Below are 16,884 nucleotides of genomic sequence, written 5' to 3'. Positions count from 1 at the left end.
AAATTAAATGTTGAGTAATCAACTCGGCATTTGCTAAATAGAAAGGATGATCTATCTTCTAATGTTTTTACGTTCATTAATCATTTGCAGCTACTTAGCAATTATCTATTTTGCATCCATTCAATTGCCATCTCTGAAAATGGTATTTTATCCCACCCTTGGCGCCTTCAGCTTTTTGTTCATACATCGTCAGGGTCATATTAAAGATACAGGACGTATCATAATCGGGGCGATCGTTGCCGCGACTTTAGGCAGCCTTTTTTATACTATCGATTCAGGGGTGCTGTCCTTCTTCGCGACTGCGATGATTACACTCTCGCTAATCAAGTTATTCCGATGCAATGCTGCTCCAATCTTAGCTGTCTCCTTGATTCCCTTCTTCGCTCATCCCGTTACCATATGGATGTTACCCGCGTCTGTAATGGCCTCGCTGGCCGGGCTGGCACTTACTCTTTGGTTCATCGGTAAGCTAGAACAATTGACCTGGATATCAAGAATGGATCAAGCCCTGATGAGATGGAAATCATGGATAGCCGGAACAGGCAGCAGCACTCCCATTGCTGGGATTACAGAGGAAACAAGACATTAGGTTCATCCTCTGCGGTTGACTGATCATACATAGTGTTAGGGATTGAAAAGGGGGAAGACCATGGTCTTCCCCCTTTCGTGTTCATGTGGCGATCCTCGAGGTTCAACTCACTTATTCGGGACTGAGGCGCGAACCACTTGTACGAGAGCTCTGTAAGTCATGCCTTGATATTCAGCCGTAATATAGGTAATTCCTGCGCGGACAGCGATAATATTGCCGTCCTTGTCGTAGTCGACTACTGCAGGATTCTCACTCTCGAACTTGGTTTGCGGAGTAACGTTATGGATTTTACCGTATTTATCTTTGAAATAGACTACCGTATCCAGCGAAGTTCCCGCCGCCAAGGAGTACTCTTCCGAATCCAGGAAGAATTCCGGGTCGCCTAGAGGTTGGTCCGATCCTGCACTCTTAGTTACTTGCAGTCCCGTTTTATCTTCGCCAACTTGAACGGCTCCCATGAACACAAATTCACCATCAGAGGAGACCGTTCCCATGTCAAGGCCGGATACATTGGCCTCACTGAAATGTAAGTTCGATACGACCTGCCCCTCGTTATCAAGCTGTAATGCGATTAGCCTAGATTGCCGGTCTGGATATTCTCCAGTTGTATAGTTTCCAAGTAGTACGTATCCTTGCTGATAACGTGATACTATATAGAAATGCTGTCCCTCTATAGCTTCATAAGACTTGTCCCATATTACGTCACCGGATGCACTCAGCTCAGTTAGATAATTAACACCGTCCGGTGCTCTGCTGGCGATCAAATAGTTCTGATCCGCGCGAATTATAGAATAGGCATCACGACCCGCTGGAGCGAACTTCTTGGTCCATATCTCATCTCCATCCGGGCTTAGCTTAGTCACGATAGCTCTATCATTTATTTTGCTGCCTACATAGGTATTGATGGTACCGACAGCGATCGATCCACCGTCAGGAGTGGCAATGATGTCGTTGTAGTTCTGGTTGCTCTCGAACCGGAAGCGTTTATCCCACAGAAGTTCCCCGTGGGCGTTCGTCTTCAAAACGTAAGCTAAGTCCTCACCAGAAATCGAGAGAGTTGCGCCCGTAACTACGAACCCGCCATCGGTTGTCTCGTCCACGGAGTTCCCCGACTTATTGCCACCACCATCAAATTCTTTCTCCCATTCCAGGGTGCCTTGGGCACTGAGTTTAGCCAAAAAGACCTGGTTACGGGCACGGAAGTCCTGAATTCGAGTGATTCCGCAGACAATAATTCCGCCATCGCTGGTCTCCATAGCTTTTAAAGGCAGGGTGAATTCAGACAAGCCATGCTGGATTTTGTGCTGCCACTTAAGGCTGCCATCTGCATTTAGCTTCAGGATATAGGCTTTTGTGCTGCCATACAGTTGATCTCTGGTGTCCGCTGTTATAATATACCCGCCGTCTGAGGCAGGCGTAATGCTCCGTCCCTGCATGTAACTCTGCTCTGTTCCGTATTGATACGACCAATGAAGAGAATCTCCAAGGTTAGGGTTCTGATACACCTTTACTGATAATTTGGCCTGATGGCCTTTAAATTCTGCATAAATGGAGGTTGTTCCCGGATTGATGCCTGTAATGAAGCCTTTCGGGTCAACCGCGGCTATTCCATTGTCATCCGATGTGAGGGACACGGGGACATTGATGGTCTCCTTGGACCCATCCGAATAAGTGCCAATGAGTAGGGGAGCCGTATGCTCCCCGACAGCTAGCGTTATGCTGGTATCGGCGAAGCGGATGTCCTCCAACGTGCGTTCTCCCGGTTGGCTGTGTGGACCGGCAAGCTTGGTCACCTGTATATAACGGTTATAATCTGGACCTTTCACCTCGCCTAACAGCACAAACCCACCATCTGCCGAAGGGGTTAGCCCTGTCATACGATCAAAGCCTTTGATGGTGAAGTCCTGCTTATTCACGCTTTCACCGGTATTGTCCAGCTCCCAAAGCTGATATTTTCTTTCTGGAGCATTAGAAGTATTCCTGTATTCTGAGAAAAGGGCGTACCCTTCTCCGAATGGAACGATTTTTTTGAACAAGACACGGTCGGTTGGAGAATCAAACCTCTTCTCCCATTTAATCTCGCCGCTTGAGTCTATTTGGGTCAAATAGTGATCATCTCTGGAGGATTTACTATAGATCACATACCCACCGTCTTCTGAAGGTGCGATAGAAGTTGCTGTGCGCAGGGAATCCGGTGTGGACAATTTCTTGGTCCACGCTTCTTCTCCATTTGCATTTAATTTGGTAATAAGCGCGCCCTTATTAGGATCGTTGAAATAGAGGTCGTATTGGGTGCCAACCGCAATGGATCCGCCGTCCGGGGTGGCTATGATATCCGTATAGTACTGCTCATCGCTAAATTTAAGCTTTTTAAGCCACAATTCTTGTCCCTGTGTATCTGCCTTGAGTACGAAAGCGTGCTGGCCATTTGGCCACCCGTAGCTTTCACCCGTAATGACATAGCCTCCATCTTGAGTCTCAGCCAAGGATAGCGAGGAGGCGCTAAACCCCAGGTCATATTCTTTCTCCCATACTATGTTGCCTTGTACGCCCAGCTTAATCAGTAAAATATTGTGCTTCCCGTTCTGACTCTGAATACTACCAACAGCCAGGAAGCCACCGTCTCTCGTCTCCATAGTTTCGTTCGCTGTAGTAAGCCTGCTGGTGTCGTGCTGAATAGTTCGTTCCCATTGCATCTTTCCGGAGGAATTCAGCTTCAGAATACGGGTCTGTCCTGTTGAAGCACTGAAGTTCGCAGTTACAATGGATCCTCCGTCAGAGGTTGAGGCAACATCACGACCCGTGAAGAATTGTTCATCCATACCGTATTGTCGGGACCATTCCAGGGTTGGTGTTCCGGTATCTGAAGATGCGTAACCGACACCAGCCATCATACCTGATACAAGGGTGAGGCTGAGAAGAGAAGAACTGACTTTACGTAGCAGGTTATGTAACAAATTTGACACTCCCTTCAGGATTTGGTGCTAGGCTTATATGATCAAGACTCATCTCAATTATTCCGTAAGGTTAAGAGATTAGATATCGCACGAATTACATAAATTTGGTAATGAGTAGGGCCTTGGAATTAGAACAATTGCTAGATTATTGTTGAGAATTAGGAAGTATTATCCGGTAGATTGACTATCGCGAAACTATATCGTATTATTCTAATATAACAATATAGATCGGAGGCAGTAAGATGGATAACTCGGCTTTTAACAGTAGTGATCTAAAGCGATTCGAAGAACCTGCCAATTTGCTGAAGGCTCTGTCTCACCCGATTCGCTTATGCATCGTGCGTGGACTGATTCGAAAGAAGAAATGTAATGTGTCATATATGCAGGAATGTCTTGATTTGCCGCAATCCACAGTATCTCAGCACTTACAGAAGCTTCGCAGCACAGGCATAGTAGATACGGAGCGGAACGGTCTCGAAGTGAATTATATACTTGCTGATGAACGTATTGAGCACATAGTAACCATCTTGTTTGGAGAGGATGACCATGAATCATGAATAAAAAAGTTCTTATTGTTGGTGGAGTAGCAGGGGGGGCGTCTGCAGCTGCACGACTGCGCCGTCTAGATGAACATGCCGAGATTATTATATTTGAGAAAGGACCTCACATATCATTTGCCAATTGTGGGCTGCCTTATTATATTGGTGGATCGATCGCTGACCGTGAACGCTTGCTTGTACAGACTCCTAAAGGCATGGAGGACCGCTTTCGGATCGATGTGCGAACAAAGAGCGAAGTTATTGCAATTAATTCAGATGCTAAGACGATTCAAGTACAAAGCCAAGAGCGCGGTCTGTATGAGGAGAGTTATGACGAATTGATTCTGTCCCCGGGTGCGCGTCCAGTCATTCCGGATTTACCTGGAAAGGAAAATCCTCTTATCTATACTGTCCGCAATATTTCTGACATTGACCGTATCAAAGAGGTATTGAATACATCGAATATCCGTTCTTCGATCGTGATTGGCGGTGGATTTATTGGGGTTGAAATGGCAGAAAATCTGAGGGAAGCAGGACTGGAAGTGACGCTGGTTGAGGGGAACGAACAAGTGCTTACTCCATTTGATCCTGAATTGGCAGCTTCTCTTGCACAGGAGATGGAGCAGCATGGGGTGAATTTGCTTTTCTCTAAGCGAGTGCAGGGCTTTCGTTCACTTAAGCAAGGAATAGGAGTTGAACTATCGGATGGTCATGTTGCATCCGCCGATTTAGTTATTCTCGCAATAGGTGTGACGCCAGATACCTCTTTCCTGATTAATAGCGGTATAACTATGGGCGGGCGAGGACATATCATTGTCAACGAAGCATTAGAGACAAATGTTCCACATATTTATGCTGTTGGGGACGCCATTGAAGTTAGAGACTATATTCATGGAACTAAGACAGCTATTCCGCTGGCTGGTCCTGCGAACAAACAGGGACGTATTGTTGCGGATCGGATCGCCGGACTTAATTCTACCTATAAAGGGACACAAGGGACTTCCATTATTAAAGTGTTTGGATTGACAGGTGCTACGACCGGCAGCAATGAGAGAACACTAAAGATGCTTGGTGTAGATTACCGTACGGTTATCGTGCATCCTGCCTCTCACGCGTCTTATTATCCCGGATCCAGTTCAATCACACTTAAACTTCTGTTCACGCCAGAAGGTAAGATTCTGGGAGCTCAGGCTATCGGCTATGAGGGAGTGGACAAACGAATTGATGACATAGCTGTTGCTATTCATTTTGGGGGCAGCATCAGCGATCTGACTGAACTTGAGCTGAGTTATGCTCCACCTTATTCCTCTGCCAAAGATCCTGTTAATATGGCCGGCTATGCAGCGGAGAATATTATCAATGGACGTGTGAATACTTTCACTTTTGATGAATTGTCTGAACGCCATTCAGATCATATCATACTGGTGGACGTACGCAGTGAACTGGAGCATCACAACGGGAATATTCCGGGCTCAGTGAACATTCCAGTGGACGAGCTGCGTCAGAGGACAAGTGAACTTGATCCCTCAAAAGAAATCTGGGTGTACTGTCAAGTCGGGTTGCGTGGATATACGGCTACACAAATATTACGTCAGAACGGCTTCAACGTTAAAAATCTGAGTGGGGGGTACAAAACATACCGGCAAGCGCAATTTAAGCCAACTCCCATGACTTCTGGAAATAATGATAATGTTAATCAAGACCCGAATGAACATGTCTCAAAAGAACAATTACCACATACGAAAAATCAAACTATGGGGCAAGCCATGCATATGGATAACGAGCTGGATGTATGTGGCCTCAGCTGCCCTGGTCCATTGATCCAAGTTAAGAAAAGGATGGATCAACTTACGGATGGGCAGACCCTTCATGTCAAAGCTTCCGATCCGGGATTCTATGAAGATGTGAAAGCATGGGCCAAAATGTCTGGTTCTCCGCTGCTGCAATTGGAACGAAGCAAGGGCGGAATTATTGAAGCGGTTCTTGCCAAGAAGGCAGAACAAACCGCATCCTCCGCAATAGTTAAGTCAGATGCTGAGCCTGCAAGTACCATGGTTGTCTTCAGCGGGGATCTGGATAAAGCGATTGCTTCACTTATTATAGCTAATGGAGCAGCAGCAAGTGGCCGCAAGGTCACGATGTTCTTTACATTCTGGGGATTGAATATAATTCGCAAGCATCAACCACAACAAGTATCCAAATCCGTGATCGGCCGCATGTTCGACATGATGCTGCCTCGTGGCAGCCACAAGCTTGGAATGTCCAGAATGAATATGTTCGGAATCGGTCCGAAAATGATTCGCGGATTAATGAAAAAGAACAATGTTGCCTCGCTAGAGGAATTGATGGAATCCGCAGCTGCGCAAGGCGTTGAGATGGTCGCTTGCCAGATGTCTATGGATTTGATGGGGATTCAGCGTGAAGAGCTGATCGATCAGGTTACCATTGGCGGCGTAGGTTATTATCTGGGACAGGCAGCACAAGCCAATCATAATCTGTTTATATGATATAACAAAATATAGTTATAAAATATGAAACAGTTGACCTAAGAGTCGCATATATTGCGGCTCTTTTTTTTGGAAATAACCTTGGGCATTATCGTTGATCGTTACACAAGGCGAGTATTCTGAATTTTTTGCATATAATCCAGGCCCCATTGCTCTATAGGGAGAAGTATAGGATAGAGGCTCTTACCAGTCTCAGAGAGTGAATACTCTACCTTGGGTGGAACTTCAGAATACACCTGCCGGTTAATAAGCCCATCGCTTTCTAGCTCGCGCAGCTGGCGAGTGAGTGTACGCTGCGTTATATTGGGAAATTCCCTCATTAATTCATTGAAGCGCATAACCCCGTACATCGAAAGCTTGTGCAAAATGACCAGCTTATACTTGCCTCCAACCATATTGACTGTAAATTCAACAGGACATGGTGAGCTATGCGAGTGTTGTTGCTTATCCACTGTGCTTCCCTCCTCTTATAGTATCCTAAAGGATACAATATATCATAAATGTGCGTACTTACATATTTAATTTTAAGCCTATATGATTCAAATATACAAAATTACTTTAAGCAAACGAAAGGATGTTGAGCAAATGGAAAAGAAGGATAAAGTATTAGTTTATGGAGCTGGCGGTGTGCAAGGAGGAGCGGTTGCACGCAGGCTTCTTGAGGAAGGTTATATCGTTCATACAATCGTAAGAAGCGCGGACAAGGCCGCTAAGCTTGAGGAGCAAGGGATTACCGCCTTTGTAGGCGATCTGACAGATGCAAGCAGCCTCCATGCAGCTCATGAAGGAGTTAGCAAAGTGTTCCTGCTGTTGCCGGTGGACTACAATCTGGAGCGTAATCGCCGATTCATCCGCAATACCGTTGATGCTGCCAAGGAAGCAAAGGTTAAGCTTCTCGTTGTTAATACCAGCGCTTTCAATCCTGATGAGGCTACAGGAGTCACACTCTATGATATTAAGAGAGAATTGATTGCTTATGTGAAGGAAAGCGGTATTCCGTCAATTATTCTTAAACCTACACTTTATATGGAAAACTTCCTGGTTCCGGGCGTTCTAAGCAATCAAACACTGGCTTATCCAGTGCCTGCCGATTCTGCAATTGCTTGGATTAGCATGGAAGATGCAGCTGCTTATAGCGTATACGCGCTTAATCACCCGGAGCTGGCAGGACAGATTTTGCCTATCGTAGGATCGGAGGCGCTGACCGGCAATCAGCTGGCAGAGCAATTTAGCACTGCACTCGACCGAGAGATACAGTTCTTCTCTCTCCCAGTGGAAGCGTTCGAAGAAGCTTTATCTCCGATACTGGGCAAGGACACGGCGTCAGGCCTGGCTGATTCGTATAAATGGATCGGATTAAATACTCATTTACTTCCCAAGCCCGACCAAGTTATAGACGAGCTGCGTTCTGCTACACCGGGCACTCCGCTTATCGAGTGGGTGAAACAAGCTGTGGATAATGGATTATTAGCTCATGCCGCTGGGGAGAACAGAGACACCTGATAATATGATCATTAGCAAAGTTTGAGTGAGTTTAGTCTGTAATAAAGGAAAAGATGATAATGTAACCATCAGATGAACTTATGTTTCTCATATGATACAATTTATCCCAGAAATATTTTCTTGCTCAATAAAAAGCAGTGATGAATTAATAGGAGGGGCAGGACAAATGGGAGAAGAACATGAAGTATTCGCGGGCAATGGTTATAACAGGTCGTACGCTATTGCTACGGGTCTGCCGATCTTGAATATGAGGGGTAACATAATTAATGGTCAACTATCGTTTCCGTGGGTGCCGACAGGCATCAAGATTGATAAAGATCAGATGTTGGATACCGTTATGAAGCAGGAGTTACTTGAGTCTTTGTTCAACATGCAATTCAGTAAAGATGAATTGGCCGACCGTAATCTGGTTGTAGGCTGTTATGAACTCAGGAATCCGAATGACAAAGAACAAATATTGCTATATGCGCTGGTTTCGTTGGAGGAATTTCTCGCGAGATACGGCGGTGAACGGGCCTTGGAGATCCAGATGAGAGTTGGCTGCGCATACGAGAAGATTATGGAGGAATGCGATGAAGCCATTGAAGAACATTATGCAGTGTTGCGCCGTTCACTTCATTTTAAGAATCTGAGGTCCAAATATGACCTCGTTTACGAGTGGGTTGAACAAGAAGGGGAAAAGGCGTACATAATCAGATACACTAAATTGAGTTATACGAAGATTAAAGCTGAATCATTCGTAGAGTTGACCAAACTCTATGATGAACAACGTAAAAAGGATGGAAAGAAGACGTTCTCGACTTTGGAGCCGTTAAAAGCATTCATGCAAGCATAAATCAACCGCCCCTTTGCTGGGCGGTTTTTCAGCATTTCATCATACGAAGCTTCAAGGAATATTCAGCTTTAGTGAATAACTTATTGCCCATGGAATCAAGGCGTCCGAGGACTGGCATGAGCCGAGAGCCGAGAACGGTCTGCGGCTCGGCGGCATGTTTCTGACACGGATGGAAGCATGGGCTTTGATTTTGGCGGCGTCTATGATGTCGTGAAGCAGCATGAGGCGATTGGCTACACCATGGAAGACGGAAGAAGAGTGGATATAGCTTTCATCGATCTAGGGAATGAGACGAAGGTCATTGAATCGTTCGACGCGGAAAGCACAAATCCTGTCGAATTCCAGCAAGCAGGCTGGCAAGCGATTATGGACAATTTCAATGAGTACACCGAACAAAACTAATCATCGCGAAGAAGACGCCGGAGAAGATGCACGGCGTCTTTCTTTTAGAACACTAGTACGAACGTGCTCTCTGTTATCCTTGAGCTTGTACCGCATCCATGTTCATGCAGTTGATAGCCCATAGATGGCCGTCCATGTCCACGAAACCCCAATGATACATGGACCCATGATCTTCAGGTTCAGCGTGTAATTTCCCGCCCAAGGAGATCGCGGTATTCACGATTTCATTGACCTTTTCCCGGCTCTCGAAGGCCAATGCGATTGTCATCTGAGCATACTTACTCGTATCGACGGATTCCCTCTCCGTAAGCGTATTAAAGAATGCATGACTGATCAGCATGACCTGCAGGTTGTCGCCGATCACAAAGGCTGCCGAATTCTCGCTCTCGGGGAATTGGGGGTTGAGCTCGAATCCGAGTCCGGTGAAGAATGCTTTCGATTGTTCTACGTTTTTCACAGGCAGGTTGAAGCTCGTGAATGTGGAGATTAACGCCATTCTCATAACACCTCTTTGTAAAATTAGTTTGTGTTCATTATGCCTTCGTTTATATAGACGACAGCCGACCCGGGAATTCATCGTTCTTATGGATTCGAAACCATAAATTTCAGAAAACAACTTGTGAAAGGCTTGGGGCTTGATCTTTTTGATGAGCAAATGTATCAACACTGCCGAAAGGCAGCTTATTTTTAGGCATATTCATACCAACGGTCCGTATTAATATGGACAAATTAGTGAGCAAAGTTAATAAGAGGAGGGTACAACGGGATAAGCATACCCGAAGTTGAAAGTATTCGTTGAAAGGGTACAACAAGATAATTAATCAACCAAAGCTGATTCTGATTAACAGAAGCTGCTTTTTTCATGCCAAGCTCTAGGAGAGACATCAGATTACCAGTAAATGAAGCATTCAGTTAAAAAATAAGTTAAGGGGTTCCGTATACAACACTCTTTTCTTATGATAGAAACAGAGAAAATCTGCTAAAACTGGTTCGACTGTAGTTATGATGTTTAGTAGGTTACAAGTTCTCTTTTGCATGGATTCGTACATCTATTTAGGAGGTTTCTGCATGGTGAAAGTACAAGAACGTCGGCATCTGGTCTTAATCGGCAACGGGATGGCGGGCATTAACACGGTGGAACAGATATTAAAATTGGCGCCGAGCACCTACAGGATCACCGTATTTGGAAGCGAGCCTTATCCCAACTACAATCGTATTCAGTTATCGTATGTGCTAGAGAAGAGTAAAGCAGTTGAAGACATCATTCTGAACGACTGGGATTGGTATCTAGAGAATGGAATAGAGCTATATACCGGAACAACTGTAACGCATATTGATACAGAACAGAAAATCGTGAAGGCAGACAATGGTATGGAGGTTCCCTATGACACCCTCATCATTGCTACCGGCTCCAACCCGTTTATACTACCTGTTCCAGGAGCAGATAAAGAAGGAATTGTTGGCTTCAGAGATATCGCAGATTGCCAGAACATGCTGCATGCCGCAGATCAGTACAAGAAGGCTGCTGTTATTGGCGGTGGCTTGCTAGGACTCGAGGCGGCCAAAGGGCTGCTTAAACTTGGGATGGATGTGACCGTGGTCCATCTGTTCGAAGAGATCATGGAACGTCAACTCGATCATACCGCCTCACTAATGCTCCAGGCAGAGCTGGAAAGCCAGGGTCTGAAATTTGCTACCGGCAAACAGACTGAGGAATTTCTTGGAGATGATCGGGTCAGCGGTATTCGGTTCTCGGACGGAACAACGCTGGATGCGGAATTCGTAGTCATGGCGGTAGGGATCAGACCAAACACAGCATTAGCCAAGGAGAGCGGTATCGAGGTTAATCGAGGTATTCTTGTGGATGATTTTATGCGTACTTCAGTACCGAATATCTATGCGGTAGGGGAGTGTAACGAGCATCGCGGTATTAGCTATGGACTCGTAGCTCCGCTATTCGAGCAGGGGGCGGTTCTTGCTAAGCATCTATGTGGAGTGGATACGAAGCCATATGAAGGATCTGTGGTATCTACTCAACTCAAAATATCTGGCGTAGATGTGTTCTCCGCTGGTGAATTTATGGATGCGGAAGGGCTGTCTATTGTGCGGGTGCATGATGACTGGCGGCGTATTTACAAAAAAGTGCTGCTGCGCAACGGACGGATCGTCGGCGGTGTCCTGGTTGGAGACGGAAAGGAATCCTCCAGGCTGCAGCAGTGGATTCGAACAGGCACCGTAATGACAGAAGCCATTCATAATGCGATTGTAGGACAAGCTTCGGTCGAAACTGCGAATACAGCCGCAGATCTGGCGGATGAGGAAATCGTATGCGGTTGTAATGGGGTAACGAAGAAGAACATTGTGGATGCCATTAACGAAAAAGGATTAACTACAGTTGATGAGATCAAGGTAGCAACAAGTGCAACGCGTTCATGTGGAGGCTGCCGGCCTGTTGTAGAACAAATTCTTCAATATGTGCTCGGGGATAAATATGATTCAGCGGCGGCGAAAAAGGAAGCAATCTGTTCCTGTACCTCACTGAGCAGAGATGAGGTCGTCACGGCGATCAAGGAAAAGGGGCTAATTACCTCCAAGGAGGTAAGGTATGCGCTGGAATGGGATAACCCGGAGGGCTGTTCCAAATGCCGTCCTGCGCTGAACTACTATCTGGGTATGATCTGGCCGGCCGAGCATGTGGACGAGAAGGACTCACGTTTTGTGAATGAACGTATGCATGCGAACATCCAGAAGGACGGAACATTTGGCGTTGTGCCGAGGATGTACGGCGGGGTAACCACACCGGAGGATCTCAGACTCATTGCCGATATTGCCGTGAAATACAACATCAAGCTGGTTAAGGTAACCGGTGGTCAGCGGCTTGACCTGCTCGGGGTCAAGAAGGAGGACCTGCCGAAGATCTGGCAAGACCTTGGCATGCCGTCCGGTTATGCGTATGCGAAGGCGCTGCGTACGGTAAAGACCTGCGTGGGATCACAGTTCTGCCGTTTTGGCACGAAAGATTCAATGGGTATGGGAATTATACTCGAGAAGAAGTTCGAGCGGTTAGATATGCCAGCCAAGTTCAAGCTTGCTGTTAACGGCTGTCCGCGTAACTGTGCGGAGTCATCAACCAAGGATATCGGGATCGTTGGCAATGAGGGCGCTTGGGAGATCTATGTTGGTGGTAATGGCGGGATTAAAGCCCGGCTTGCTGAACTGCTGTGCAAGGTGCGAACAGATGAAGAGCTTCTGGAGATTGTCTCCGCGTTCATGCAGCATTACCGGGAGACAGGCAAGTATCTGGAGCGGACCTCGGAATGGATTGAAAGGATGGGACTTAAATCCGTCACCGAAGCTGTAGTCAATGATCTGGATAACCGCCGGGCTTTGGCTGAGCGTATGGAGCTCGCTTTGGCGCAGGTGAAGGAACCTTGGAGTGAGATCCTTAATAATTCAAATTTGAGGGAACGCATGTTTGAAGAGATCAGTGTCTCTACGAAACAGGACTAGTAACAGAGAGGGGCTGCAAGATGGAACCGATAGTGAACAGAAATGAATACACGTATTACCTGGTTGGCCATGTAGATGATTTCACCGAGAGAATGGGACGGGTTGTGCGCTTGGGTAAGGAAGAGATTGCGGTATTCAAGACAACGGATGGACAAATCTATGCACTTGAAAATAAAAGCCCTGGGCCACGCGGAGGCACCATTGCAGAAGGAATTATATCCGGGCAAGTCCTGTTCGACCCGATCTGTGACTGGCAAATTTCGTTGGCGGATGGTCATGTGCTTGATCCTGATACGGGACAGGTTCGAACTTATCCGGTTGATGTTCTCGGAGATGAAGTGCGAATTGGATTACTTAAGAATGAAGGAGGGGAGTTCCATGAGTAAAGACCTTCAGAACAGAAGAATAGTCATTGCCGGGTCGCGAAAGACCGAAGAAATGGCTGAAATTATTGAACGAAGAGGCGGGGTCCCACTTGTCCGGTCACTTCAGGGATTAACGTACTCGGATCCGGTTGAAGTGGAAGAGGATGTAAAGCGTTTTATCCAGCAGGGGGCAGACTGGTTTATTTTCACGACAGGGATTGGATTTGAAGCTATGATTCAAGCTGCGGAGAGGCTTAACGCTGTCTCTGAATTCGAAGAGAGGTTGAAAGAAACCAAGATTGCCTGCCGCGGTTACAAAACAAACGCTTTTCTAAAGAAATCTGGTATTCATCCGGTTGTCTGTGATGACGATGGAACGATTGCCAGTATGATTGAGAAGCTTGAAGTGTTTGATTTTAATGATCAGAAGGTGTGGATTCAGCTTCACGGCGAGTTGTCGTCGGAGTTATATCAGTTCATCAAAAGCAAGGGCGGCATGGATGTTCAGGCGATACTGCCTTATCACTATCAAGCTCCTGAACAGGAGACGCTGGCATCGATTCTGAACGAACTGATTCAGCGGGAAGTGGATGCCGTCTGCTTCACGACAAGAGTTCAAGTCGGATATTTATTTGATTATGCAAGAGAACATGGACATGAAGATGAGCTGAAATCCGTCTTTGAACAGGATGTACTTGCTGCCGCGGTCGGCAAAGTAACGGCTGAAGCGCTTCGAGATCGAGGGATAAGCCGGATTATCGTGCCGGAGAAAGAACGAATGGGTGCTCTAATAGTGGAGATCGCGCAATATTATGAAGGTCAGCAAAGTGGAGTGAAAGCAGATTAAAAGCGGAGAACAGAAACTTCTACCGTAAAGGTAGGAATACAGGGGCTGTCCACTCGGATTGTTAGCGAGTAGGGTCAGTCCTTGCTTTTTTGTGGAACTAGAATTGTGCTCCATTCAGAGTCGCTTTTTCAGCAATAAGCTAACGAAGAAAGTTACTTCAACCAATTGATTATCATTGGAGTAACGGGCAGGATACCTCCAATTTGTGCTAAGATTTAGTAGTGATTAACTGTAGTAGAACTTCATTAATGAGGGGGAGGGAAACCAATTGGGGACCAACATTCATGTATATATCGAGCGGAAAACAATCAGAAATGGAAATCCTCTGATAATAGAATGGATTAGTGTAGATGAGTGGATATATGACACTTACTTTGAAACAAGCAAGGAATTCGGTATTTATTTAAGAATAAATCAAAAAGTCGAATTAAGCTATCTCGGAACGAGAGCACAGCAGTTAAACCAATCCATCGCTTTGATAGTTTCATAACCAATGGAGGTACTTATGAAGAAAAGGATTGTTCTCCTCCTTCTCACCGTTCTTTGCCTAGTAAATTATTTTCAAAACAACACCATCGATCAGGACCCATACCTTATCTCCGACTATAGCAGACTGCGTCCGGTTAAAGTAACCCGGGTTGCCCAAGGACGTGAAGAGCAGCAGTTACAAGAAATATTACAGGAAGCACGAAAGAAGCATCTTACTGTTTCAATCGCGGGGCAAAGGCATAGTCAGGGTGGACACACGTATTACAAGGATAGCATCGTTGTCGATATGAGGTCCTATAACCGCATATTGTCGTTCGACCCAATGAAAAAAATAATTCGCATCCAAGCCGGTGCTACATGGAAGGATGTACAGGATTACATCAACCCCTTTGGTCTGGCCGTGAAGACGATGCAATCGCAAAATATTTTCACAATAGGTGGTTCGATTAGCGTTAATGCTCACGGACGTGATATCCACAATGGTTCATTAATTAAAAGCGTTGAATCGTTTCGGTTGCTTACAGCAGATGGTCGTATCCTTAACGTTAGCCGTACTGAAAATAAGGAACTCTTTCCCCTTGTTATCGGTGGTTACGGGCTGTTAGGGATTATTCTCGATGTGACACTTAAATTGACAGATAACGAAATGTATAAACTCGCGATCGACGAAATGGACGTTAGCTCATACAGTACATATTTTAAAGAGCAAGTAAAGGCTGACCCTGATATTCATATGCACATTGCGCGGATTTCAGTGGCGCCGGAGAGTTTTCTAAAAGAGATGTATGCAATCAATTATGTGTTAGAACGGAATGCTCCTTTGAAGGGTAATGACCAGTTGAAAACTCGTGAAGAGGGTGTGATTCCAACCAAGCTGATGTTCAATTTAAGCCGCAGCTTCGGATGGGGAAAAAATGCGCTTTGGAGTATGCAAAAATCACATTTTGAAGGCCAGGAAGGAAAGCTTATTACGAGGAACAACGCAATGCGATCGGAGTCTGAGTTTATGGAATTCCGTGAAGCGGGAAGCAATGACGTTTTACAGGAATACTTTATACCCGTTCAGGAGTTTGAAGGGTTTGTGGACGATTTCAGGACTGTGTTAAAGGCAGAGAATTTAAATTTACTCAACATCACGGTGCGCTATGTTAATCACGATGAGGAATCGACACTTTCATATGCTAAGGATGATATGTTCGCACTTGTTTGTTTGTTTAATGTCCCCCTATCTGAGCAAGGGCAGAATAAAGTTCGAAAAGGCATTCAAAAGGTACTCGATCGTGTTATTGAGCATAATGGGACTTACTATTTGCCGTATATTGCTTATCCAAGGCTTGATCAGTTCCAGTCGGCATATCCTAAATACTCGGAGTTCTTTCAAAAGAAGGAGCAATACGATCCAGACCATTTGTTTATGAACTATTTCTATATGGACTATAAAGGGGATTAGGGGAACATGAACGCAAGATGGCTCATTAGCTCTCAGAGCATTGTGACGTTGGCTGCAGGGATGATATTTCCGTATTACTTGTTGTTCCTTAAAAATCTGGGTAACACTTTTTCGAAGTATGGACTCGCATTCGCAGTATTTACGATCAGTTCTGCTGCTATTTCTCAGTGGCTGGCCCCGCAGCTTGATCGAAACGGTGTTCAGATGCTGACATGGAGCTCTCTCGGTATGATGGTTGCGATGCTCGCGTTTCCATGGGTAGGAAGCTATTTGTGGGTATTGATACTGCAACTGTTGATGGGTGTGTGCAATTCGATGCAAAAAATGAGTGAACGTCTACTCATCGCCGATCATACAACGCAAGGTAAGCGAGGGGCGGTGATTGGGGAGTTTCATTTTTGGACCTCAGTAGCGTCGGGATTCGCCGTAATTATTGGAGGGTACTTAATTGACTGGCTAACAATTAACGTTCTGTTCTATTTTAGTGCAATTCTTTACGCTTGGAGTGCGTTAGTGACTTGGCGGTTCGGTAAAAGGTTGAATGCAGGGAAGGTTACTAAATGAGACTATCTTTCTATTCAGCTAACGAGGAACGATAGTTTCCTGATCTTCCTGATGATATGGAATGGCCATTATGGAAAGACTATGATATGACTTTTATTGCTCAAATTAACCTGGCAGATTGTCCAGTAAATATTTCTCTTCCTAAGAGTGGGTTACTGTCTTTTTTCTATGCTGGAAAACCTATGTATGAGGACGATGACTTTTATAATGATCCTCACACATGTGTGGGGAGATGTAGGTAGGATTTATTTCTGGATTCATGAAGGTGATCTTACTGATTTATGCTTTGAGAGAGTAAGATGTGAGATGCAATGTTTGTAGGTGTTA

14 protein-coding genes and 2 pseudogenes are annotated in these 16,884 nt (G+C 45.5%); 13 read left to right on the top strand and 3 right to left on the bottom strand.

Annotated elements, in window-relative coordinates; translation table 11 throughout:
* Positions 1-61: 61 nt before the first annotated feature.
* A complete protein-coding gene (locus tag LDO05_RS09760; protein WP_251375214.1) occupies positions 62-589 on the top strand; it encodes an HPP family protein in 528 nt (175 codons plus the stop codon).
* A 107-nt stretch (positions 590-696) separates the two neighbouring features.
* Here LDO05_RS09760 and LDO05_RS09755 read toward each other — a convergent pair whose 3' ends face one another.
* A complete protein-coding gene (locus tag LDO05_RS09755) occupies positions 697-3,546 on the bottom strand; it encodes a PQQ-binding-like beta-propeller repeat protein (RefSeq protein WP_251375213.1) in 2,850 nt (949 codons plus the stop codon).
* Positions 3,547-3,788: 242 nt separating this feature from the next.
* Between LDO05_RS09755 and LDO05_RS09750 the strand changes: the two genes are divergently transcribed.
* Both LDO05_RS09750 and LDO05_RS09745 read left to right on the top strand, forming a co-directional pair.
* On the top strand, positions 3,789-4,103 hold the full coding sequence (locus LDO05_RS09750; protein WP_251375212.1) for an ArsR/SmtB family transcription factor: 315 nt from the start codon (positions 3,789-3,791) through the stop codon (positions 4,101-4,103).
* Positions 4,100-6,592: an FAD-dependent oxidoreductase gene (locus LDO05_RS09745; RefSeq protein ID WP_251375211.1), complete on the top strand. Its 2,493-nt coding sequence runs from the start codon at positions 4,100-4,102 to the stop codon at positions 6,590-6,592. Before LDO05_RS09750 ends, LDO05_RS09745 begins: the two co-directional genes overlap by 4 nt.
* Before the next feature lie 101 nt (positions 6,593-6,693).
* Here the strand turns inward: LDO05_RS09745 and LDO05_RS09740 are convergent, their stop codons facing one another.
* The gene (locus tag LDO05_RS09740) at positions 6,694-6,987 is read right to left on the bottom strand and encodes a winged helix-turn-helix transcriptional regulator (RefSeq protein ID WP_251378691.1); all 294 of its coding nucleotides are present in this window, start codon (positions 6,985-6,987) and stop codon (positions 6,694-6,696) included.
* 190 nt (positions 6,988-7,177) lie between these two features.
* On the opposite strand from LDO05_RS09740, the gene LDO05_RS09735 reads away from it, so the two are divergent.
* The 3 genes and pseudogenes from LDO05_RS09735 to LDO05_RS09725 form a co-directional block, all read left to right on the top strand.
* Positions 7,178-8,095, top strand: coding sequence for an SDR family oxidoreductase (locus LDO05_RS09735; protein ID WP_251375210.1), 918 nt, complete (start codon positions 7,178-7,180; stop codon positions 8,093-8,095).
* A gap of 166 nt (positions 8,096-8,261) precedes the next feature.
* Complete coding sequence (locus LDO05_RS09730; protein WP_251375209.1) at positions 8,262-8,930, top strand: hypothetical protein; 669 nt, start codon at positions 8,262-8,264, stop codon at positions 8,928-8,930.
* 97 nt (positions 8,931-9,027) lie between these two features.
* Positions 9,028-9,332, top strand: a pseudogene (locus LDO05_RS09725) (SRPBCC domain-containing protein); the annotation flags it as partial.
* A 73-nt stretch (positions 9,333-9,405) separates the two neighbouring features.
* Here LDO05_RS09725 and LDO05_RS09720 read toward each other — a convergent pair.
* Positions 9,406-9,828 carry a VOC family protein gene (locus tag LDO05_RS09720; RefSeq protein WP_251378690.1) on the bottom strand — a complete coding sequence of 141 codons (423 nt, stop codon included), beginning with the start codon at positions 9,826-9,828 and terminating at the stop codon, positions 9,406-9,408.
* Positions 9,829-10,400: 572 nt separating this feature from the next.
* Between LDO05_RS09720 and nirB the strand changes: the two genes are divergently transcribed.
* The 7 genes and pseudogenes from nirB to LDO05_RS18985 all read left to right on the top strand — a co-directional run bounded on the left by nirB (position 10,401) and on the right by LDO05_RS18985 (position 16,878).
* The gene (gene nirB, locus LDO05_RS09715) at positions 10,401-12,842 is read left to right on the top strand and encodes a nitrite reductase large subunit NirB (RefSeq protein WP_251375208.1); all 2,442 of its coding nucleotides are present in this window, start codon (positions 10,401-10,403) and stop codon (positions 12,840-12,842) included.
* A 20-nt stretch (positions 12,843-12,862) separates the two neighbouring features.
* Complete coding sequence (locus LDO05_RS09710) at positions 12,863-13,228, top strand: nitrite reductase (NAD(P)H) small subunit (RefSeq protein ID WP_251375207.1); 366 nt, start codon at positions 12,863-12,865, stop codon at positions 13,226-13,228.
* Complete coding sequence (locus tag LDO05_RS09705) at positions 13,221-14,054, top strand: uroporphyrinogen-III synthase (RefSeq protein WP_251375206.1); 834 nt, start codon at positions 13,221-13,223, stop codon at positions 14,052-14,054. The genes LDO05_RS09710 and LDO05_RS09705 overlap by 8 nt, the downstream gene beginning before the upstream one ends.
* 505 nt (positions 14,055-14,559) lie before the next feature.
* Entirely contained in the window at positions 14,560-15,993 is a 1,434-nt protein-coding gene (locus LDO05_RS09700; protein ID WP_251375205.1) for an FAD-binding oxidoreductase, read from the top strand.
* 6 nt (positions 15,994-15,999) lie between these two features.
* Positions 16,000-16,557, top strand: coding sequence for an MFS transporter (locus LDO05_RS09695; RefSeq protein ID WP_251375204.1), 558 nt, complete (start codon positions 16,000-16,002; stop codon positions 16,555-16,557).
* Positions 16,558-16,607: 50 nt separating this feature from the next.
* Positions 16,608-16,799 (top strand): annotated as a pseudogene (locus tag LDO05_RS09690) (DUF1963 domain-containing protein); the annotation flags it as partial.
* On the top strand, positions 16,726-16,878 hold the full coding sequence (locus LDO05_RS18985; RefSeq protein ID WP_481856978.1) for a DUF1963 domain-containing protein: 153 nt from the start codon (positions 16,726-16,728) through the stop codon (positions 16,876-16,878). The pseudogene LDO05_RS09690 and the gene LDO05_RS18985, both read left to right, overlap by 74 nt.
* The last annotated feature ends 6 nt before the right edge of the window (positions 16,879-16,884 follow it).

The organism is Paenibacillus sp. YPG26, assembly GCF_023704175.1.
Lineage (GTDB): Bacteria > Bacillota > Bacilli > Paenibacillales > Paenibacillaceae > Fontibacillus.
Note: the sequence above shows the minus strand (reverse complement) of the source record. Positions and strands in the feature narration are given on the sequence as shown.